We start from the raw sequence: 20,811 nt of genomic DNA, 5'->3' as shown, positions 1-20,811 counted from the left end.
TTTATGCGTCGCGCCCTGCTCTTCGCTTGCGCTCTGCTCGCCCTGCCCTTCGCGCAGGCAGCGGACCTTCAACCGTTCTCCGCCAGCTACACCGCCGACTGGAAGCAGTTGCCCATGAGCGGCACCGCCGAGCGCAGTCTGGTCAAGGAAGCCAACGGCGTCTGGAAGCTCAGCTTCAAGGCTTCGATGATGATTGCCAGCCTGACCGAAGAAAGCACCCTGACCCTGGACAAGGACACCCTGCTACCGCAGTCCTACCATTTTGAACGTGGCGGTCTGGGAAAAGCGAAAAAGGCTGATCTGGATTTCGACTGGAACAGCAAAATGGTCACCGGTACCGACCGTGGCGACGCGGTGAAGATTCCGCTGAATCGCGGCATGGTCGACAAGTCCACTTACCAGTTGGCACTGCAACATGACGTTGCTGCCGGCAAGAAGACCATGAGCTATCAAGTGGTCGATGACGGTGAAGTCGATACCTATGACTTCCGCGTTCTGGGCTCGGAGAAAGTCGAGACCAAGGCTGGCAAGATCGATGCGATCAAGGTCGAGCGCGTACGCGACCCGACACAAAGCAAGCGCACCACCGTCCTCTGGTTCGCCAAGGATTGGGATTACCTGCTGGTTCGCCTGCAACAGGTTGAAACCGACGGCAAGGAGTACAACATCATGCTCCAGGACGGCACCGTCAACGGCAAAGCCGTTAAAGGCAGCTGATCTGCCGCAAGAACAAAAAGCCCCGCGAAATGCGGGGCTTTTTTTTGCCTGCGTTCAACCCTATTTTTTGTATCACCTTCGCCCCTCACCCCAGCCCTCTCCCGGGGGAGAGGGAGCCGACCGAGATGTCTGGCGCCATACATCGACCTGAAAGACCGAGTCGATTATGGACTCACCAAAGCAAGATCAGGTCGGTGCAACTCGCCAATCTCCCACGGTCAGTCCCCTCTCCCCCTGGGAGAGGGCTAGGGTGAGGGGCTTTTGAAGGCAAACCTCAAACCGAAAACTTCGCCACCATGCTGTTCAAATCCACCGCCAACCGCGACAGCTCCTGACTCGCCGCACTGGTCTGATTGGCCCCCGCCGATGTCTGCATCGCCAGATCACGAATATTCATCAGATTGCGATCCACTTCCCGCGCCACCGCCGCCTGCTCTTCCGAGGCACTGGCGATCACCAGATTGCGCTCGTTGATCAGCGTGAATGCCGAGGCGATCTCTTCAAGTGCAGTCCCGGCAGCCTTGGCCAGCTCCAACGTCGAACGCGCACGTACATTGCTTTGCTGCATTGAACTGACCGCCGAATCGGTACCCTGCTGAATCCCGCCAATCATCTGCTCAATCTCTTGCGTCGACTGCTGGGTGCGATGCGCCAAGGCCCGCACCTCGTCCGCCACCACAGCAAACCCACGCCCGGCATCACCGGCCCGCGCCGCCTCGATCGCAGCGTTCAGCGCCAGCAAATTGGTCTGCTCGGCAATCGAACGGATCACGTCCAGCACTTTGCTGATGCTATAGACCTTCTGCGCCAGATCTTCTACTTGGCTGGCATTGGCCGTCACATCATCGGCAAGCGATTCGATGGACAACACCGTTTGATGCACCTGTTCACGACCATGCTGGGCAATACGATCGGATTCCCGCGACGCTTCTGACGTTGCCACGGCATTGCTGGCAACCTCCTCCACTGCAGCTGTCATCTGATTGACCGCCGTGGCCGCCTGTTCAATTTCCAGGCTCTGCTGGTGCAAACCGCGCGTAGCGTCTTCCGTGACGCAACTCAGCTCCTCTGACGCCGAGGCCAATTGGCTGGAGGACTCCGAGATTTGCCGAATCGTCTCGCGCAAGTTGTACTGCATGCTCTTGAGCGCCTGCAACAGCCGCGCCGGCTCGTCCTTGCCGCTGATGTTGATGTCGCCGGTCAGATCGCCACCCGCCACCACCTCGGCCACGCCCAACGACTGCGCCAGCGGCAACACGATGCTGCGGGTCAGCAACAGGGCCAGGCCGATGGTGATCAGCGTGGTCACGCCAATCATCACCCCGACCCACACCCGCGAATTCATAAACACCAACCGCGCAGCTTCAGTGGCGAGATTGGCATTGTGTTTATTCAGCTCAACCAGTTCGCGCAAAAGCACTGCGATTTCGTCGGCCAAAGGACTCATCTGACCGTTGAGAATGGTCGCGGCCTCCGCGACCCGATTCTGCGCCGACAACTGCATGACCTGTGCCTGAAACTCCAGATACTGGTGCTCGGCAACCTTGAAGCGATCGAACAGCTTGCGCTCCTCGGGCAACACGATCAGCACGTCATATCGCTGCTGGGCTTCACTGAGCACACCGCGCAATTCATTGAGTTTGGCAACGTTCTGTTCGAGCGCCTGCGGATCACGATTGAGCAACAGACGCATGGTCAACGCTCGCAGGCGCAGCATGTCCTGACTCATCTCGCCGACCGCCATCACGCTCGGCAACCAATTGTTATCGACCTCGTCGGACTGCGCGCGCATGTTCGACATTTGCAGCAAAGCGAACGCGCCAAGAACAAACACCATCAGCGCCAACAAGCCAAAACCGAGGCCGGCGCGCGGGGCAATATTGAGACTACGGATACTCATTGCTCTGGTTCCTTCCAAAAGCGCTGCATCAACCCTGCAGCTGGTTGCTTAAGAAGGTATCGGCCCGGCGAAAATTTGCGTAAGACGAAAAGGCGATATCAAAAGGCCTTGATCCTTCGAACCGTTGGCATTAACGATTCAGCGTGCTTTTGCCGGACTTGAGCACCGTTCGCGGCAAGATTGCCAGGAAGTTATCCCGAGCGACTTTTTGCGCAACGTCTTCCGGCAGCGCATCAAGGAACGGTTTGAAACTTCGCATTTCTTCACCGAGCTTATTGAAACGCCCGACCACGTCAGAGCCGAGCATGAAACGTTCCGGATATTTCCTGACCAGCGCCAGCCACTCCACGCGCGGCGTGCCCTGTTCGTCCAGCAGGTACGGCGTGAGCATGCTCCAGGACAAGTCGATAAACAGGTTGGGATACGCCTCAAGCATGCGCGTCAGCGTGGGCAGCAAGAACTTCAGTTGTGTCTGATGCCGATGAATTTCGGCACTGGTGCCGGCGTGCGCCCAGATAAATCGTGTATGCGGGTGATTACGCAGCGGCTCTTCGATTTCTTTCAGGTACAGCGGATTTTTCTCACGCTTGGAGGTGATGTTGGAATGCAGCATCACCGGCAGATCGTTCTCGGCGGCCAGATGATAGATCTTGGTCATCGCTTCATTGTTGGCCCGCGGCGTGTCGCCGGAGGTCAGCGCCGTGAGATCGTCATGCCGGGTAAACACTTCGCCGATGCCCTGCCACAGCCCCGGGTAAAGGTCGAGCATGCGCTGGATATGTGCGGCGGAGTTCTTGTCGTTGGGGTTGAAGCCGGACAGGAACGGATGAAAGTACGGGCGCTGCTCGGCACTGAGTTTTTGCACGGCATCAGCAACGATCACATCGGTTGCGCTGTACCAGTAGGCGTCAGCGTCGTCACCCGCGTAATAGCGCGGACGCTTGGGTTCGTCTTCGTGCCATTTCTTCGCCACCGGAATACCGGAAATCATCACATGCTCGATGGAATTGTCCTGCATGGCTGTCAGCAATTTCGCCATGCCCGCGCTTTCCTGGAAAAAATCCACGTAATGCAGGTGCGCATCGCTGTAGGTGTAATCGCGGGCGCTGGCGCTGCCGGCAACCAGAAGAAGACAGGCAAGACTCAGACGATACAGGGACACAAGTAATCTCCGGGAAGTAGGCATAGCCTAGACCCCGCCCTGACGACAAGGGTTCATCCCGCAGGAAAGTGGAACGCGTACCGGTGGGAATGCTCTATAACTGCAAGGTCTTTTTTGATCGAACGACTTTTCCTACTGCCAGTGAGGTTCCCATGACCGTTACCGTCAATACCGTCTCCGCTGAAGGTTTTCGTCACACCGTACAGATTGATGACCACGAACTGTTTGCCGACGTGCCGAAATCCGCCGGCGGCGAAGGCACGGCGCCTGAGCCGCACGACTACTTCGATGCGGCCCTCGGCGCCTGCAAAGCGTTGACTCTAAAGATGTACGCGAAGAAAAAAGACATCCCGCTGACCGGTGTCGGAGTCGAGGTCAAACGCGACAACAGTGAAGAGCAGAAAGGCAAATACGTGCTGCACGTCACCCTCACCCTCAAAGGTGTACTCACCGATGCCCAGCGTGAGGAACTGCTGCGCGTCGCCGATCGCTGCCCGATTCACAAACTGATGACCACCAGCGACGTGACGATCGAAACCCACGCCCCGCAAGGCTTCGATAGCCAGTAACCCTCCTGATGCCAGCGGCGGGTTATGCTTCTGGCATCACCCGCTCAGTCTGGAATGCACCATGGACACGCAACCTCTGATCATCCGCCCGCGCGCCGAAGACGTCGAAGGCCAGCCGATTCTGCGTCCGCTGCCGTCAGCCAAATGCCGCAGTGTCGGGCCATTCGTATTTTTTGATCACATGCTCGAGACGGTGTATCCGACGGGCAAAGGCATGAACATCCGACAGCACCCGCACATCGGTCTGTCGACGCTTACGTATCTGTTCGAAGGTCAGATCCAGCACAAGGACAGCCTTGGCTCGGACCAGGTGGTCAGCGCTGGCGACGTCAGCTGGATGACCGCTGGCAGCGCGATTGCTCACGTTGAACGCACGCCTGAGCCGTTGTGGGACAAAAGCTTCACCATGCACGGTTTGCAAATCTGGCTGGCCTCGCCCAAGGAGCACGAGCAAGGTCCCGGGCATTACAGCCATCACCCGGCGGCGACCTTGCCGGTCAGCGACAACCTGGGTGTACAGATCCGCATGATTGCCGGGTCAGGCTTTTGCCTGGAATCGCCGGTGCCGGTGCTTTCTCCTACGTTGTATGCGGAAGTGAACATGCAAACGGCGACCACCCTGCTGATTCCGACCGAGCATCAAGAGCGGGCGGTTTATGTACTGAGTGGGGATGCGCAACTGAACGGTGAAGCGCTTGAACCGCATGCGCTGGCGGTATTGCCGGCCGGGGAAGAGATAAGTCTGTTTGCCGAAAGTGATGTGCACGCGGTGGTTTTTGGCGGCGCGCCGTTGGATGGGCCTCGGCGGATCAACTGGAATTTTGTCGCGAGCGATCCGGCGGCGATTGATGAGGCGCGGCGCAAATGGGCGACCGGGGACTGGCCGACGGTGCCGGGGGAAGTTGAGCGGATCGAGTTGCCGCGCTGAAAAGCACCCTCACCCCAGCCCTCTCCCTTAGGGAGAGGGAGCCGACCGAAATGTCTTGCGTCATACATCGACCTGAAAAATCTTGGCGATTATGGATTCACCAAGACACTTTCAGGTCGACGCGTTGGTTGAGCACCCACCATCAGTACCCTCACCCCAGCCCTCTCCCAGAGGGAGAGGGAGCCGACCGAGATGTCTCAGGTTATACGCCGACCTGAAAAGTCTTGGCGATTATGGATTCAGCACTGCCCTTTCAGGTCGGCGTAGTCCTTCAGCATCCCCCAATCAGTCCCCTCTCCCTCTGGGAGAGGGTTAGGCGGGCGGCGTTCCGATGAGGGGCTTTTGCTTTTCAGGCTTCAGCCCTTGAACACTTCATCCAGCAAATCATGCATCGACTTGAACGCGCGCTTCGCGGTCTTCGCGTCGTACATCATCTTGCCCGGCACATTCGCATGCGGATCAGTGAACGAGTGCACCGCACCGCCATAGCTCAGCAACTGCCAATCGACTTTCGCCGCGTTCATTTCATCCTCAAACGCCGGCAATTGCTCTTTCGGCACCAACGGGTCTGCAGCACCGTGCAGCACCAGCACCGAACCTTTAATGTTCTGCGCGTCGCCCGGATTCGGTGAATCCAGTGTGCCGTGGAACGACACCGCCGCTTTCACCGGCGCGCCGGTGCGCGCCAGATCCAGCGCACAGCAACCGCCGAAGCAGAAACCGAACACCGCCAGTTTCGACGTATCAACCGCCGCTTCGCCCTGCTTCTGCAACTGCTCGAACGCCGCTTGCATACGCTTGCGCAGCAGCGCGCGATCATCCTTCAGCGGCATCATCGCCGCGCCGGCCTGATCAGCATTCTGCGGACGCACAGCCTGACCGTAAACGTCAGCGATCAACACCACGTAGCCCTTGGCCGCCACCGATTTGGCGATCTCTTCGGCACCGGCGCTGACGCCCATCCAGTTCGGCGCCATCAACAAACCCGGCCGCGCGCCTTTGTGCTCGGCGTCGAACGCCAGACGACCTTCATAAGGCTGGCCGTCGATCTGGTAGACCACGGAACGTACAGTGACTTCGCTCATTTCTGACTCCTGATTTGCTAAACACCAGAATGAAAAAACCCGCCGAAGCGGGTTTTTCTACGACTTGGTTAAACCGACAGTTCAACCAGCAGCTTGTTCAGGCGGCGCACATAAGCGGCCGGATCTTTCAAGCTGTCGCCGGCAGCCAGGGCTGCCTGATCGAAGAGGATGTGCGACAGGTCGCCGAACCGCTCTTCGCTCTGCTCGCCATCGAGTTTCTCGATCAGCGGGTGGCTTGGGTTGAATTCGAAGATTGGCTTCGAATCCGGCACTTTTTGCCCGCTGGCTTCGAGGATCTGGCGCATTTGCAGACCCAGATCCTGCTCGCCGATGGCCAGAATGGCCGGCGAGTCGGTCAGACGATGCGATACGCGGACTTCAGCCACGGAATCGCCCAGCGCGGTTTTCAGACGCTCAACCAGACCTTCTTTCGACTTGGCGACTTCTTCTGCAGCTTTCTTGTCCTCTTCCGAGTCCAGATTGCCCAGATCGAGGTCACCGCGCGCCACGTCGACAAAAGTCTTGCCGTCGAATTCGCTGAGGTAGCTCATCAGCCACTCGTCGATGCGGTCAGTCAGCAGCAGCACTTCGATGCCTTTCTTGCGGAAGACCTCCAGGTGCGGGCTGTTCTTGACCTGCGCGTAGGTTTCGCCGGTGAGGTAGTAGATCTTGTCCTGACCTTCCTTGGCACGGGCCAGGTAGTCGGCCAGACCAACGATCTGCTCGCCGTCGTCGCCTTGGGTCGATGCGAAACGCAGCAGGCCGGCGATTTTCTCTTTGTTGGCAAAGTCTTCTGCCGGGCCTTCTTTCATGACCTGACCGAAGTTCTTCCAGAAGCCTTTGTATTGCTCAGGCTCGTTTTTCGCCAGTTTTTCCAGCATGTCGAGCACACGCTTGGTCAGCGCGGTCTTCATCGAATCGATGATCGGGTCTTTCTGCAGGATTTCGCGCGACACGTTCAGCGACAGGTCGTTGGAATCAACCACGCCTTTGATGAAGCGCAGGTACAGCGGCAGGAACGACTCGGCCTGATCCATGACGAACACGCGTTGCACGTAGAGCTTCAGGCCTTTCGGCGCTTCACGCTGGTACAGGTCGAACGGTGCACGGGCCGGCACGTACAGCAGCGAGCTGTATTCGAGCTTGCCTTCGACTTTGTTGTGGCTCCAGGCCAACGGGTTTTCAAAGTCGTGAGCGATGTGCTTGTAGAACTCCTGGTATTCCTCGTCCTTCACTTCAGTGCGCGGACGGGTCCACAGGGCGCTGGCGCGGTTGACGGTTTCCCATTCAACGGCTGGTGCTTCTTCGCCTTCTGCTGCTGCCGCTTCTTTCGGCAACTCGATCGGCAAAGCGATGTGGTCGGAGTACTTCTTGATGATGTTACGCAGACGCCAGCCATCGGCGAACTCGTCTTCAGCGGCTTTCAGGTGCAGAACGATGCGGGTGCCGCGCTCTGGTTTGTCGATGGTGGCGACTTCGAACTCGCCTTCACCTTTCGACGACCAGTGCACGCCTTCGCTGGCCGGGGTGCCGGCGCGACGGGAGTACACATCAACCTGGTCAGCAACGATGAAGGCAGAGTAAAAGCCCACACCGAACTGGCCGATCAGGTGCGAATCTTTCTTCTGATCGCCCGAGAGGTTCTTCATGAAATCGGCAGTACCGGATTTGGCGATGGTCCCCAGGTGGGTGATCACATCGTCACGGTTCATGCCGATACCGTTGTCTTCGAGGGTTACGGTCTTGGCGTCCTTGTCGAAGCTCACACGGATTTTCAGATCAGCGCCACCTTCGAGCAATTCTGGCTTGGCCAGGGCTTCGAAGCGCAGCTTGTCGACAGCGTCAGAGGCGTTCGAGATCAATTCGCGAAGGAAAATTTCCTTGTTGGAATACAGCGAATGGATCATGAGGTGCAGCAGCTGCTTTACCTCGGTCTGGAAGCCCAGGGTTTCCTTTTGAGTTTCCACACTCATGGTCATCAAACTCCAATCAGATGGCAGTGGCCGCGACCCGAAATGGTCGGCGGCGGGTTGTCTTGTGAGTTTGGGGCGCTGTTCAGGATTTCAAGGGCTCCTCGATTTTGAAGTGCGCACGCGCGGTGGCAATCGGTTCGCTTTCAGTGCTTTGCCAGGCTGTGATCGCAACGTTGGCGACGCGCCGGCCCTGACGGCAGACCTGACATTTGGCCCAGGTATCACGGAACTGCCCGGCGCGCAGGTAATCGAGGGAGAAGTCGATAATCTTCGGCACGCCAGGCGCACCAGTGAAAATCAACAGATGCAGGGCGGCGGCCAGCTCCATGAATCCGGCAATCACCCCGCCGTGAATCGCCGGCAATAAAGGGTTACCAATGTTGTCCTTGTTCGCCGGCAGCTTGAACAACAGTTCATCGCCGACTCGCGAACACTCGATACCGATCAGCCCAGCGTATGGGATCAGCTCCAGCAACGGCGCGTAATCACCCTCTGCATGGGCCTGCTGCAATTGTTTCTTGAGGTCGTCGATCATTGATTTTCTCCCTTGATCGCGCCGCCGAAACCTTTGGTGCCTTTAAGGCCCTTGCCCATGCGCATGAAGGTGCCAACCACATGGGCGATGGGCTGTTCGGGATCATCCTGATAAGCGAAGCCTCGGGCGAATATCACATCGGTGGTCACTCGGTAGCACTGGGCAAAGCCATACACATCCTTGTTCGGCTCGGCGGCGTGCATGTAATCGATGCGCAGATCAAGGGTCGGACACACCTCGAACTCCGGCAACACGCACAGGGTCGACATCCCGCAAGCGGTGTCCATCAATGAAGTAATCGCCCCGCCGTGAATGACTCCGGTCCGGGGATTGCCGACGATTTTTTCGCTGTACGGCAAGATCACCGTAAGCCCTTCGGCCGAGGCGCTGTGCACCTGCAAACCGAGTACCTGACAGTGGCGCAGCGCGGAGAGAAATCGCGTCGCACGCTCAAAAACGGGATTTTCGGCCATATGATAATTACTCTCGTTAGAGCCTTTTGCCAGTAGTGTGCAAAACAGCAAAAGTTCCGTGTAAAAACAAACTTATATATCTGAAAGAAATGAGGAACTTAACCTGTAGCGCCGAGTTCTTAAGGCCAGTAGTTATTTTCCATAAGGAGAAACACCCCATGCGTAAGACTTTTGCTATTGCCTTGATGTTGACCGCTTCCCTCGGTCTCGCTGCCTGCGATAAAAAATCCGAGGACAAAGCTCAAGATGCCAACCAACATGCTGAACAAGCTCAGCAGGACATGAACAAAGCTCAGGATAAAGTGAACGACGCTGCGAAAGAAAACGCCGAAGCTGCCAAAGCTCAGGCTGAATCGAACGCTGCTGCACAAGAAGAAGCTGCCAAGAAGCAATAATTCGCTTTTTGCTGCAGAAAAAAGAAAACCCGCCAAGTGCGGGTTTTCTTTTGTCTGGGAATTAACGCCAGAGCCGCCTTAGAGCAAGACAGTTCTAAAAGTCGGACTAATCATTAGCAACAGCGAACACAATACGCCAACTATCCAGGCCAGACTGCGCAGCTTGGGAAGATCGGCCAGGTAGAACCACAAGTAGAAGAGTCGCGCGATCACGAAGACTATCGCTAATGTGTCGATCAACCATCCTGCCGTTTGCGTGGTGTGCGCCATCAACACACCGACTGCGAACAACATGAACGCTTCGATGCTGTTCTGATGCGCCGCCAGCGCCCTCGCGCCGTAACCGGTCAGTTGCGCCTGTTGCTGACGCGGCAGGTGATTGTTGTAACCACCCTGCTCTTTCATCGCTTTGCCTACCGGCATACGCGCGATATAGATCAACAGCGCACTGATAAACACACACCAGAACGGAATACTCATCAAGCGACCTCTCTGTTTGTTTCGGGAAGGGGGGCTTCTGTAGGGGTATAGACCATGACATCGAGAACGTCGGAATGAAACTCCCGGCGATACAGAACCACCACGACGCCGGCACTCATCAGCATGAACAGCCATGGACTGACAAACCAGGCCAGCATGCTCATGCCGAAGTAGTAGGAACGCAAGCCGAAGTTGAACTGGTTGGCAGCCATCGAAATCACTCGCGCCGCCCGTAAGGCGAAGGCTTTACGCTCCTGCTCCGACACCTGCCGCTCGCCAATCATCGGCGCCGACCCCACCAGAACGGCGGCAAAGTTGTACTGGCGCATACACCAGCTAAAGGTGAAAAAGGCGTAAACGAACACCATCGCCAGACACAGCAACTTGATCTCCGACATGCCCTGCGACGCCTGTTGCACCATCGGGATGTCCGCCAGCAACGAAACCGCCCGCTCTGACGCGCCAAGCACGGTGAGAATGCCGGCGAGAATAATCAATGTGCTTGAGGCGAAGAACGAGGCGTTGCGTTCAAGATTGCCAATCACGCTGGCGTCGGCGATGCGGTTGTCACGCAGCAACATACGGCGCATCCAGTCCTCGCGGTACAGGTGCAGCACACTGGCCAGACATGCTGTGTCGCGGGCTTTCCAGCCGGCATAACGGGTGTAACCGCCCCAGCAGATGACAAACCAGACGGCGGCGAGCAGGTGGATCAGGTTGGCTTGGATGAACGACATGCAATTCCCTGTGGAGTATGGATGCTACCTGTGGGAGCGAGGCTGCTCGCTCCCACATTAGGACTTCGGCAACCCTTCGACGTTAGCCTAGGGAAAAAGACACTGCCTGAGGCGCATAAAAAATGCCCCGTATCGATTGATACGGGGCATTTCTGTTTAAGCGTTGAAGACCCGCTTATGGCGGGTCAGGCAACGTCAGGCAACCGCTTCGCTGCGCTTGCCCAGCATGCGATCGCAAACCACTGCGACCACCAGGGTCATCACACAGGGCACCAGCCATGCCAAACCCTGCTCGCTCAGCGGCAGGTGGGACAACTGCGATGGCATCCAGTCGGCCAGACCGGCGCCTTTCAGCGCGTCGATGGTGCCGAACACGAACGATACCAGCATCACCGGACCAAGAATCCGGCCGTGCTCATGCCAGAAGTCTTTGCAGAAGCTCAGCGCCACCAGCACGATGCACGGCGGGTAGATCGCGGTCAGCACCGGGATCGAGAAGGCAATCAGCTTGGTCAGGCCCAGGTTGGACACCAGTAGCGAGAACGCCGCCAGAATGATCACCAGGGTCTTGTAGGACAGTGGCAGCACACGGCTGAAGTACTCAGCGCAAGCGCAGGTAAGGCCGACCGCTGTCACCAGGCACGCCAGCGAGATCAGCACCGCGAGGAAACCGCTGCCCAGCGAACCGAAGGTGTGTTGCACATAGGCGTGCAATACCGCGGCGCCGTTGGTCGCGCCCACCGCCACTTCGTGGCTGCCGGAACCGAGGCGGAACAGGCTGACATACACCAGCGCCAGACCGACACCGGCAATCAACCCGGCGATGATCGCGTAACGGGTGATCAGCGCGGGCGACTCGACGCCACGGGAGCGGATCGCGTTAACGATGACGATGCCGAACACCAGCGCGCCCAAGGTATCCATGGTCAGGTAACCATTGATGAAACCCTGAGAGAACGGTGCCGCCACGTATTCCGGCGTGCCTTGGCCGATGTCACCCGCCGGCAAGGCGAATGCGGCGATACCGAGCACCGCCAGTGCGATGATCTTCAGCGGCGCGAGGAAACGGCCAACGGTGTCCAGCAACCGCCCAGGGTAGAGCGAGATGAAGAACACGAGCAGGAAGTACACCGAGCTGTAGAGGAACAGTGCCAACGGGCTTTCACCAGTGAGCGGCGCCAGACCGACTTCAAACGATACGGTTGCGGTACGCGGGGTGGCGAACAACGGGCCGACCGCCAGGTAGCACGCCGCAGCCAGAATGCCGCCGGCTATCTTGCCGATCGGGCTGCTCAGCGTATCCATCGCCCCACCGACCTTGGCCAGTGCAACGACGGTGATCACCGGCAGACCCACCGCAGTGATCAGGAAGCCCAGCGCGGCCATCCAGACGTGAGGTCCGGCCTGCAAGCCCACGATCGGCGGGAAGATGATGTTGCCAGCCCCAACGAACAGGGCAAATGTCATAAAGCCAAGTGCCAGGATGTCCTGACCTTTCAAAACTTTCATTAAGGTAATACCACACTACTGAAATCGGAATTTAGAGGGGGATTGCCCTGTGTAATTAGGGAAATGCTGTCGATCCGTATGGGACTGACCCTTAAAGCGCGTTGCATGCCTTGTGGGCGGCAGACGCAAAAATGGCTGCTAGCCTAACGAATTTGTCGTGCGAACGCACTGTTAGAGGGCGAACTATCCGATACGCGACGTTTCCGTGTCGCGTTTTTGCATGTAATTGGGCGAAAGCCTATAAATCAGCGCATGTCAGAAACGACAAAGGCCACCCGAAGGTGGCCTTTGTTTGGTAAAGCGTCAGTTAAGCGCGAGGCTTACTTGACAGCCCAACCAGTCAGCTCGGCCAGGGCCTTGCCGATGTCTGCCAGCGAACGCACGGTTTTCACGCCTGCGTCTTGCAGTGCAGCGAATTTCTCGTCTGCAGTGCCTTTGCCGCCAGAGATGATTGCGCCAGCATGGCCCATGCGCTTGCCCGGAGGAGCAGTCACACCAGCGATGTAGGAAACAACCGGCTTGGTCACGTGTGCCTTGATGTAGGCAGCCGCTTCTTCTTCAGCCGAACCGCCGATCTCACCGATCATGACGATCGCTTCGGTCTTCGGGTCTTCCTGGAACAGCTTCAGGATGTCGATGAAGTTCGAACCCGGGATCGGGTCACCACCGATGCCGACGCAAGTCGACTGACCGAAACCGGCGTCAGTAGTCTGCTTGACAGCTTCGTAGGTCAGGGTGCCGGAACGCGAAACGATACCGACCTTGCCTGGCAAGTGAATGTGACCTGGCATGATGCCGATCTTGCATTCGCCTGGGGTGATCACGCCTGGGCAGTTAGGGCCGATCAGGACTACGCCCAGCTCGTCGCACTTAACTTTAGCGTCCAGCATGTCCAGGGTAGGAATGCCTTCGGTGATGCAGACGATCAGCTTGATGCCGCCGAATGCCGCTTCCAGGATCGAGTCTTTGCAGAAAGGAGCCGGAACGTAGATCACGCTGGCGGTAGCGCCAGTGGCTTCTACTGCGTCTTTAACGGTGTTGAACACTGGCAGACCCAGGTGTTCGGTGCCGCCTTTACCAGGAGTAACGCCACCAACCATTTTGGTGCCGTATTCGATGGCTTGCTGGGTGTGGAAACTACCTTGCGAACCGGTAATACCCTGGCAGATAACTTTGGTGTCTTTATTGATCAGGACGCTCATTATTTGCCCTCCGCAGCTTTGACAACTTGTTGAGCAGCGTCGGTCAGGCTGGTAGCCGCGATGATGTTCAAACCGCTTTCTGCCAGTACTTTAGCGCCCAGCTCAGCGTTGTTGCCTTCAAGGCGAACAACAACCGGGATTTTCACGCCGACTTCTTTCACAGCGCCAATGATGCCTTCGGCAATCATGTCGCAGCGAACGATGCCGCCGAAGATGTTGACCAGTACTGCAGCGACGTTGGTGTCGGACAGGATGATCTTGAACGCTTCAGTTACGCGTTCTTTGGTAGCGCCACCACCTACGTCGAGGAAGTTGGCTGGCTTGCCGCCATGCAGGTTGACGATGTCCATGGTACCCATGGCCAGGCCAGCACCGTTGACCATGCAACCGATGTTGCCTTCCAGTGCTACGTAGTTCAGTTCGAACTTGGCAGCGTGCGCTTCGCGCGGATCGTCTTGCGACGGATCGTGGAAAGTCTTCAGCTTAGGCTGACGGTACATGGCGTTGGCGTCGATGTTGATCTTGGCGTCCAGGCAGTGCAGATCGCCATCAGCCTTGATCACCAGCGGGTTCACTTCCAGCAGAGCCAGGTCGTGATCCTTGAACAGTTTGGCCAGACCTACGAAGATCTTGGCGAACTGAGCAACCTGCTTGCCTTCCAGACCCAGCTGGAATGCCAGCTCGCGACCCTGGAATGGCTGAGCGCCAACCAGTGGATCGATAGTGGCCTTGAGAATTTTTTCTGGAGTGTCGTGAGCGATTTTCTCGATGTCCACGCCACCTTCGGTGGAAGCCATGAACACGATGCGACGGCTCGAACGGTCAACGACAGCGCCCAGGTACAGCTCTTTAGCGATATCAGTGCACGATTCAACCAGGATCTTGGTGACTGGCTGGCCATTGGCATCAGTCTGGTAAGTCACCAGACGCTTGCCCAGCCACTGCTGTGCGAAGGCTTTGGCGTCTTCTTTGCTGCGAACCAGCTTAACGCCGCCCGCTTTACCGCGACCACCGGCGTGGACCTGGGCTTTGACAACCCACTCGCTGCCGCCGATTTTGTCGCAAGCTTCTGCTGCTGCTTCCGGGGTGTCTACTGCGTAACCAGTGGAAACTGGCAGGCCGTATTCAGCGAACAGCTGCTTACCCTGATACTCGTGAAGATTCATGCTTTTTACCGTCTTCGTTAGGTACTGCGCATTCGGCGCTGCGCTCGTTTGAGTGCCGCGCCACCTGTGACTGCTGCTTGCGTAGCTGAGCTACGCAAGACTGCGTCCAGCGGACATTCCGCGGTGAGACTTGCTCGCAAGGCTCACGACGGGCCGTTACCGCCGTGGTTTCTTATTGTGTCTTAACGCTTCTTGCGGTTGGCAATGTGGATGGCACCGCCATTCACAGCCAGAGCAGCTTCGTGCAAGGCTTCAGACAGGGTCGGATGGGAGAAAACCATCATGCCCAGGTCTTCAGCGCTGGTGCCGAATTCCATACCGATCGCGCCCTGCTGAACCAGTTCTGCAGCGCTCGGGCCAATCACGTGCACGCCCAATACGCGGTCAGTCTTGGCATCAGCGATGACCTTGACGAAACCACCGGTATCGTTGGCGGCCATGGCACGGCCGGAAGCGGCGAACGGGAAGGTGCCGACGTTAACTTCAACGCCTTCAGCTTTCAAGGCCTGCTCGGTTTTGCCAACCCACGCGATTTCCGGGTGAGTATAAATAACCGAAGGGATCAGGTCATAGTTCATCTGGGCTTTGTGGCCCTTGATGCGCTCGACAACCATGATGCCTTCTTCCGAAGCTTTGTGAGCCAGCATCATGCCGCGAACCACGTCACCGATGGCGAAAACGCCCGGTACGGTGGTCGCGCAGTGATCGTCAACGTGCACGAAACCGCGCTCGTCGAGGGTCACGCCGCTGTCGGCAGCCAGCAGATCAGTGGTCACCGGACGGCGACCAACGGCTACGATCAGCTTGTCGAAAGTGATGGTCTGTTCGCCGTTGGCATCGGTGTAGTTCACAACGACTTCGTCGCCGTTCACTTTCGAGCCGGTTACGCGAGCGCCCAGTTTGATGTCCAGACCTTGTTTGGTCAGGGTTTTCAGCGCTTCCTTGGAAACAGCGGTGTCCGCTGCCATCAGGAAGGTGTCCAGTGCTTCCAGAACAACGACTTCGGAGCCCAGACGCGACCACACCGAACCCAGCTCCAGACCGATCACGCCAGCGCCGATCACGCCCAGACGCTTAGGTACGGACTGGAATTCCAGAGCGCCAGTCGAATCAACGATGACTTTCTGATCAACCGGAGCCGGTGGAATGTCGATCGGACGCGAGCCTGGAGCCAGAATGACGTTTTCAGCTTCGATGACTTCAACCGAGCCGTCTGGCTTGGTTACTTCGACTTTCTTGCCAGCCAGCAGTTTGCCGTGGCCCTGGATCGAAGTAACGCCGTTGGCCTTGAACAGGGTGGCAACGCCGCCGGTCAGGTTCTTGACGATGCCAGCCTTGCGGCCAACCATCGCAGCGACGTCCATTTTGACCTCGCCAGTCGAGATACCGTGAACGTTGAAGCTTTCTTTCGCTTCCTTGTATTTCCAGGAACTGTCGAGCAGCGCCTTGGAAGGAATGCAGCCCACGTTCAGGCAGGTGCCGCCCAGGGCTTGCTTGCCTTCTGCGTCGGTGTACTTCTCGATGCAGGCAGTGGTCAGACCCAGCTGCGCCGCCTTGATGGCAGCCACGTAGCCACCAGGGCCAGCACCGATCACTACTACGTCAAATTTCTGCGACATTCAAAAAATCCTCTTTAGCGAAAAGCTTCAAGCCGCGCGCTGCAGGCTGTACCGCCGTTTCCGGCGATACCCCCACAGCCCGCGACTGCTTCTATCAGATATCCAGCAACAGACGAGCTGGATCTTCCAGCAGGTTCTTGATGGTCACCAGGAAGGTCACAGCTTCTTTGCCATCGATCAGACGGTGATCGTAGGACAGTGCCAGGTACATCATCGGACGGATAACGACCTGACCATTGATGGCCATAGGACGCTGGATGATGTTGTGCATGCCCAGAATCGCTGCCTGCGGCGGGTTGACGATCGGAGTCGACATCATCGAACCGAAGGTACCACCGTTGGTGATGGTGAAGGTACCACCGGTCATCTCGTCCATCGACAGTTTGCCGTCACGGGCTTTCTTGCCGAAGGTGGCGATGCCGCCTTCGATTTCAGCCAGGCTCATCAGTTCGGCGTTACGCAGAACCGGAACCACCAGACCGCGATCGCTGGAAACGGCAACGCCGATGTCCGCGTAGCCGTGGTAAACGATGTCGCCGCCGTCGATCGACGCGTTGACAGCCGGGAAGCGTTTCAGCGCTTCGGTGGCCGCTTTCACGAAGAACGACATGAAGCCCAGGCGTACGCCGTTGTGGGACTTCTCGAACAGATCCTTGTACTTCGAACGCAGGGCCATGACTTCAGTCATGTCGACTTCGTTGAAAGTGGTCAGCATCGCCATGTTCGACTGTGCTTCAACCAGACGCTTGGCGACGGTGGCACGAACGCGGGTCATCGGTACGCGCTTCTCGATGCGGTCGCCAGCGGCGAACACAGGAGCAGCAGCCGAAGGAGCAGCAGCCTTGGCAGGCGCAGCAGCCGGAGCAGCTTTCTTGGCAGCAACAGCAGCAACCACGTCTTCCTTGGTCACACGACCGCCCTTGCCGGTGCCGGCAACGGAAGCGATGTTGATGCCGTTTTCTTCAGCCAGCTTGCGAGCAGCCGGAGCAGCAACAGGATCGTCTTCGCCTTCGGCAGCAGCTGGAGCAGCGGCAGCGGCCGGAGCAGCAGCGGCGGCTGGGGCAGCGGCAGCAGCGCCGCCCGCTTCGATGGAGCCCAGCACTTCGTCGGACAGAACGGTGTCGCCTTCGTTCTTGACGATTGCGCCCAGCACGCCATCAGCGGTAGCCAGAACTTCCAGTACGACTTTGTCGGTTTCGATGTCGACGATCAGGTCGTCGCGCTTGACAGCGTCGCCCGGTTGTTTGTGCCAGGTGGCAACGGTGCCATCGGCAACCGATTCCGGGAAAGTGGGGGCTTTGATCTCGATAGCCATTATCTGTGGTTCCTTAAATTCGGTTTCAGGTGCGCGAAGGCGTTAAATGGTAAACGCGTCTTGCAGGAGTTTTTCCTGCTGCTCGGCGTGCATCGATGCGTAACCACAAGCTGGGGCAGCAGAAGCCTCACGGCCCGCGTACTCAAGTACGAGAGACTTGTCGAGGTTACCGATGCTGCGACGCAAGTGGTGCTGGCTGCAGTACCAGGCGCCCTGGTTCATCGGCTCTTCCTGACACCAAACGGCATTTTTGACGTTGGTGTATGGAGCCAGGACTTCTTTCAAGTCGTCCTCAGGGAATGGATACAGCTGCTCGATACGCACGATGGCGATATCTTCACGGCCTTCGGCACGGCGTTTTTCCAGCAGGTCGTAGTAGACCTTGCCGCTACACAGAACAACGCGCTCGACCTTTTTCGGGTCCAGAGCATCGATTTCCGGGATCACGGTCTGGAACGAACCTTCGGCCAGATCTTCCAGGGTCGAGATGGCCAGCTTGTGGCGCAGCAGCGACTTCGGCGTCAGCACGATCAACGGCTTGCGCAGCGGACGAATCACCTGACGACGCAGCAAGTGGTAGATCTGTGCTGGCGTAGTCGGTACGGCAACCTGAATGTTGTGCTCGGCGCACAATTGCAGGTAACGCTCAAGACGTGCCGAGCTGTGCTCAGGACCCTGACCTTCGTAACCGTGTGGCAGCAACATGGTCAGACCGCAGAGACGGCCCCACTTGTGCTCGCCGCTGGTGATGAACTGGTCGATTACAACCTGTGCACCGTTGGCGAAGTCGCCGAACTGGGCTTCCCAGATCACCAGCGCATCCGGCGTGGTGGTCGAGTAACCGTATTCGAAGGCCAGTACCGCTTCTTCCGACAGGAACGAGTCGTACAGGTCAAAGCGTGGCTGACCGTCGTACAGGTGCTGCAGCGGAATGTAGGTACCCGCGTCTTTCTGGTTGTGCAGCACAGCGTGACGGTGCGAGAACGTACCGCGGCCGATGTCCTGACCGGTCATACGGATCGGGTGACCTTCGAACGCCAGGGTCGCGTACGCCATGGTTTCGGCGTAACCCCAGTTGATCGGCAGGCCGCCGGCTTGCATCTTCTGACGGTCTTCGTAGATCTTCGAGACCTGACGCTGAACCACGAAGCCTTCCGGAATTTCCAGCAGCTTGGCGGACAGTTCTTGCAGGGTCTTCAGATCAAAGCGAGTGTCGTGACGCGCAGTCCAGGCATGGCCCAGATACGGACGCCAGTCCACGAACAGCTCTTTGTTCGGCTCTTTGACCAGCGATTTCACTACGTGCAGACCGTTGTCCAGCGCGTTGCGGTATTCATCGACTTTCGCCTGAACACGCTCTGCGTCCAGCACACCGCCCTGGGTCAGACGATCAGCGTACAGCTCACGGGTGGTGCGCTGTTTGGTGATCTGCTGATACATCAGAGGCTGGGTGCCGCTAGGCTCGTCAGCTTCGTTGTGGCCGCGACGACGGTAGCAGACCAGGTCGATCACCACGTCACGCTTGAACTGCATGCGGTAGTCGATGGCCAGCTGGGTCACGAACAATACGGCTTCCGGATCATCACCATTCACATGGAGGATCGGCGCCTGGATCATCTTCGCGACGTCGGTGGCGTACTCGGTGGAGCGCGAGTCCAGCGGGTTGCTGATGGTGAAACCGACCTGGTTGTTGATCACGATGTGCACGGTACCGCCGGTCTTGAAACCGCGGGTCTGCGACATCTGGAAGGTTTCCATGACCACGCCCTGACCTGCGAATGCAGCGTCACCGTGGATGGAGATCGGCAGAACCTTCTCGCCAGTGGCGTCATTACGACGATCCTGACGGGCGCGCACCGAACCTTCGACCACCGGGGAAACGATTTCCAGGTGGGACGGGTTGAACGCCATGGCCAGGTGAACTTCACCGCCGGCGGTCATCACGTTGGACGAGAAGCCCTGGTGATACTTAACGTCACCGGAACCCAGCTCGACCTTCTTCTTGCCTTCGAACTCGTCGAACAGCTCGCGCGGGTTCTTGCCGAAGGTGTTGACCAGCACGTTCAGACGGCCACGGTGGGCCATGCCGATGACGACTTCCTTGGTGCCGTAGGAACCGGAACGCTGGATCAGTTCGTCGAGCATCGGAATCAGGCTTTCGCCGCCTTCCAGACCGAAACGCTTGGTGCCCGGGTATTTGGTGCCCAGGTATTTTTCCAGGCCTTCACCGGCGGTTACGCGCTCAAGCAGGTGGCTCTTGATGTCGGCGGAGTACGTCGGACGACCACGCACGCTTTCCAGACGCTGCTGGAACCACTGGCGCTGCTCGGAATCGGTGATGTGCGTAAATTCAGCGCCGATGGTGCGGCAATATGTCTGCTGCAACGCTTCGTGAATTTCGCGTAGGCTCGCTTCCTCTTTGCCGATGAACAGGTCGCCGGCACGGAAGGTCGTATCAAGATCGGCATTGGTCAAGCCGTAATGATTGATCGACAGGTCTGCAGGTGCAGGACGCTGCCACAGCCCCAGCGGGTCAAGCTGGGCTGCCTGGTGGCCACGCATACGGTAGGCCTGGATCAATCGCAACACTTCAACTTGCTTCTTCTCGTGCTCACTGCTCACGCTGCCGGCGGAAACCGGTTGGGCGCGGCGCTGGTTCTTTGCCAGCAGCACGAAATGATCGCGAATCGTGGAGTGCGAAACATCAGTGGCAGAGTTGCCGTCGGCAGGCAACTTCTGAAAGTAGGTGCGCCACTCTTCTGGCACAGCGTTAGGGTCGTGCAGGTAGAGCTCATAAAGCTCTTCCACATAGGCAGCGTTTCCACCTGAAAGGTAGGCGCTGTTCCACATGCGCTGCATCACGCTTTCTTGCATGCTTGGTCACCCTCGGTTAGGGGAACACCATCGATGTCGACACCGAGCAAACTTGCAGAAGTCCGAATGCAGCGACTAAAACAAGCCACTTAGGATCACACTGATAGTCCGGGTACCAGCCCGGATGCCCCTGCTTGTCTCATTTCTTCAAAATAAGAGCGGCAGCTTGTGG

At 57.8% G+C, this 20,811-nt stretch carries 18 protein-coding genes; 4 read left to right on the top strand and 14 right to left on the bottom strand.

Annotated elements, in window-relative coordinates:
• Positions 1-3 precede the first annotated feature (3 nt).
• Entirely contained in the window at positions 4-717 is a 714-nt protein-coding gene (locus tag CLU80_RS22140) for a DUF3108 domain-containing protein (protein ID WP_093439984.1), read from the top strand.
• A gap of 274 nt (positions 718-991) precedes the next feature.
• Here CLU80_RS22140 and CLU80_RS22135 read toward each other — a convergent pair whose 3' ends face one another.
• A complete protein-coding gene (locus CLU80_RS22135; RefSeq protein WP_099758396.1) occupies positions 992-2,617 on the bottom strand; it encodes a methyl-accepting chemotaxis protein in 1,626 nt (541 codons plus the stop codon).
• A gap of 130 nt (positions 2,618-2,747) precedes the next feature.
• Positions 2,748-3,803 (bottom strand): amidohydrolase family protein, encoded by a 1,056-nt coding sequence (locus CLU80_RS22130; protein ID WP_099758395.1) that lies wholly within the window; start codon positions 3,801-3,803, stop codon positions 2,748-2,750.
• 128 nt (positions 3,804-3,931) lie between these two features.
• On the opposite strand from CLU80_RS22130, the gene CLU80_RS22125 reads away from it, so the two are divergent.
• Positions 3,932-4,348: an OsmC family protein gene (locus CLU80_RS22125; RefSeq protein WP_099758394.1), complete on the top strand. Its 417-nt coding sequence runs from the start codon at positions 3,932-3,934 to the stop codon at positions 4,346-4,348.
• A 61-nt stretch (positions 4,349-4,409) separates the two neighbouring features.
• On the top strand, positions 4,410-5,276 hold the full coding sequence (locus CLU80_RS22120) for a pirin family protein (RefSeq protein WP_099758393.1): 867 nt from the start codon (positions 4,410-4,412) through the stop codon (positions 5,274-5,276).
• 356 nt (positions 5,277-5,632) lie between these two features.
• Here the strand turns inward: CLU80_RS22120 and CLU80_RS22115 are convergent, their stop codons facing one another.
• From CLU80_RS22115 to CLU80_RS22100, 4 genes are all read right to left on the bottom strand, one after another.
• Complete coding sequence (locus tag CLU80_RS22115; RefSeq protein WP_093439949.1) at positions 5,633-6,361, bottom strand: dienelactone hydrolase family protein; 729 nt, start codon at positions 6,359-6,361, stop codon at positions 5,633-5,635.
• Between the two features lie 68 nt (positions 6,362-6,429).
• Positions 6,430-8,334 (bottom strand): molecular chaperone HtpG, encoded by a 1,905-nt coding sequence (gene htpG, locus CLU80_RS22110; protein WP_038364056.1) that lies wholly within the window; start codon positions 8,332-8,334, stop codon positions 6,430-6,432.
• 82 nt (positions 8,335-8,416) lie between these two features.
• Complete coding sequence (locus tag CLU80_RS22105) at positions 8,417-8,869, bottom strand: PaaI family thioesterase (protein WP_093439944.1); 453 nt, start codon at positions 8,867-8,869, stop codon at positions 8,417-8,419.
• A complete protein-coding gene (locus CLU80_RS22100; protein ID WP_093439939.1) occupies positions 8,866-9,342 on the bottom strand; it encodes a PaaI family thioesterase in 477 nt (158 codons plus the stop codon). The genes CLU80_RS22105 and CLU80_RS22100 overlap by 4 nt, the downstream gene beginning before the upstream one ends.
• Positions 9,343-9,500: 158 nt before the next feature.
• On the opposite strand from CLU80_RS22100, the gene CLU80_RS22095 reads away from it, so the two are divergent.
• Positions 9,501-9,737 (top strand): hypothetical protein, encoded by a 237-nt coding sequence (locus CLU80_RS22095; protein WP_007919867.1) that lies wholly within the window; start codon positions 9,501-9,503, stop codon positions 9,735-9,737.
• A gap of 78 nt (positions 9,738-9,815) precedes the next feature.
• On the opposite strand, the gene CLU80_RS22090 is transcribed toward CLU80_RS22095, so the two are convergent.
• From CLU80_RS22090 to CLU80_RS22055, 8 genes are all read right to left on the bottom strand, one after another.
• Positions 9,816-10,217: an MAPEG family protein gene (locus CLU80_RS22090; protein ID WP_093439935.1), complete on the bottom strand. Its 402-nt coding sequence runs from the start codon at positions 10,215-10,217 to the stop codon at positions 9,816-9,818.
• On the bottom strand, positions 10,217-10,954 hold the full coding sequence (locus CLU80_RS22085) for a DUF599 domain-containing protein (RefSeq protein ID WP_095050220.1): 738 nt from the start codon (positions 10,952-10,954) through the stop codon (positions 10,217-10,219). Before CLU80_RS22085 ends, CLU80_RS22090 begins: the two co-directional genes overlap by 1 nt.
• 195 nt (positions 10,955-11,149) lie before the next feature.
• Entirely contained in the window at positions 11,150-12,463 is a 1,314-nt protein-coding gene (gene brnQ, locus CLU80_RS22080; protein WP_093439927.1) for a branched-chain amino acid transport system II carrier protein, read from the bottom strand.
• Positions 12,464-12,783: 320 nt separating this feature from the next.
• On the bottom strand, positions 12,784-13,665 hold the full coding sequence (gene sucD / locus CLU80_RS22075) for a succinate--CoA ligase subunit alpha (RefSeq protein WP_008082972.1): 882 nt from the start codon (positions 13,663-13,665) through the stop codon (positions 12,784-12,786).
• A complete protein-coding gene (gene sucC, locus CLU80_RS22070; protein ID WP_007919879.1) occupies positions 13,665-14,831 on the bottom strand; it encodes an ADP-forming succinate--CoA ligase subunit beta in 1,167 nt (388 codons plus the stop codon). Before sucC ends, sucD begins: the two co-directional genes overlap by 1 nt.
• Before the next feature lie 182 nt (positions 14,832-15,013).
• Positions 15,014-16,450 (bottom strand): dihydrolipoyl dehydrogenase, encoded by a 1,437-nt coding sequence (gene lpdA, locus CLU80_RS22065; protein WP_007919881.1) that lies wholly within the window; start codon positions 16,448-16,450, stop codon positions 15,014-15,016.
• Between the two features lie 94 nt (positions 16,451-16,544).
• On the bottom strand, positions 16,545-17,765 hold the full coding sequence (odhB, locus tag CLU80_RS22060) for a 2-oxoglutarate dehydrogenase complex dihydrolipoyllysine-residue succinyltransferase (protein WP_099758392.1): 1,221 nt from the start codon (positions 17,763-17,765) through the stop codon (positions 16,545-16,547).
• Positions 17,766-17,807: 42 nt separating this feature from the next.
• A complete protein-coding gene (locus CLU80_RS22055) occupies positions 17,808-20,639 on the bottom strand; it encodes a 2-oxoglutarate dehydrogenase E1 component (RefSeq protein ID WP_093439917.1) in 2,832 nt (943 codons plus the stop codon).
• Positions 20,640-20,811: the final 172 nt, after the last annotated feature.

It is taken from the genome of Pseudomonas sp. 29 (assembly GCF_002754355.1).
GTDB lineage: Bacteria > Pseudomonadota > Gammaproteobacteria > Pseudomonadales > Pseudomonadaceae > Aquipseudomonas > Aquipseudomonas neuropathica.
Note: the sequence above shows the minus strand (reverse complement) of the source record. Positions and strands in the feature narration are given on the sequence as shown.

Coding starts and splice junctions, on each gene's coding strand:
- CLU80_RS22115 (WP_093439949.1), bottom strand. CDS start 6,361: ATGAGCGAAGTCACTGTACGTTCCGTGGTCTACCAGATCGACGGCCAG.
- CLU80_RS22095 (WP_007919867.1), top strand. CDS start 9,501: ATGCGTAAGACTTTTGCTATTGCCTTGATGTTGACCGCTTCCCTCGGT.
- CLU80_RS22090 (WP_093439935.1), bottom strand. CDS start 10,217: ATGAGTATTCCGTTCTGGTGTGTGTTTATCAGTGCGCTGTTGATCTAT.
- odhB (WP_099758392.1), bottom strand. CDS start 17,765: ATGGCTATCGAGATCAAAGCCCCCACTTTCCCGGAATCGGTTGCCGAT.
- CLU80_RS22130 (WP_099758395.1), bottom strand. CDS start 3,803: ATGCCTACTTCCCGGAGATTACTTGTGTCCCTGTATCGTCTGAGTCTT.
- CLU80_RS22105 (WP_093439944.1), bottom strand. CDS start 8,869: ATGATCGACGACCTCAAGAAACAATTGCAGCAGGCCCATGCAGAGGGT.
- CLU80_RS22055 (WP_093439917.1), bottom strand. CDS start 20,639: ATGCAAGAAAGCGTGATGCAGCGCATGTGGAACAGCGCCTACCTTTCA.
- htpG (WP_038364056.1), bottom strand. CDS start 8,334: ATGAGTGTGGAAACTCAAAAGGAAACCCTGGGCTTCCAGACCGAGGTA.
- sucD (WP_008082972.1), bottom strand. CDS start 13,665: ATGAGCGTCCTGATCAATAAAGACACCAAAGTTATCTGCCAGGGTATT.
- CLU80_RS22100 (WP_093439939.1), bottom strand. CDS start 9,342: ATGGCCGAAAATCCCGTTTTTGAGCGTGCGACGCGATTTCTCTCCGCG.
- CLU80_RS22085 (WP_095050220.1), bottom strand. CDS start 10,954: ATGTCGTTCATCCAAGCCAACCTGATCCACCTGCTCGCCGCCGTCTGG.
- CLU80_RS22135 (WP_099758396.1), bottom strand. CDS start 2,617: ATGAGTATCCGTAGTCTCAATATTGCCCCGCGCGCCGGCCTCGGTTTT.
- lpdA (WP_007919881.1), bottom strand. CDS start 16,450: ATGTCGCAGAAATTTGACGTAGTAGTGATCGGTGCTGGCCCTGGTGGC.
- CLU80_RS22120 (WP_099758393.1), top strand. CDS start 4,410: ATGGACACGCAACCTCTGATCATCCGCCCGCGCGCCGAAGACGTCGAA.
- sucC (WP_007919879.1), bottom strand. CDS start 14,831: ATGAATCTTCACGAGTATCAGGGTAAGCAGCTGTTCGCTGAATACGGC.
- CLU80_RS22140 (WP_093439984.1), top strand. CDS start 4: ATGCGTCGCGCCCTGCTCTTCGCTTGCGCTCTGCTCGCCCTGCCCTTC.
- brnQ (WP_093439927.1), bottom strand. CDS start 12,463: ATGAAAGTTTTGAAAGGTCAGGACATCCTGGCACTTGGCTTTATGACA.
- CLU80_RS22125 (WP_099758394.1), top strand. CDS start 3,932: ATGACCGTTACCGTCAATACCGTCTCCGCTGAAGGTTTTCGTCACACC.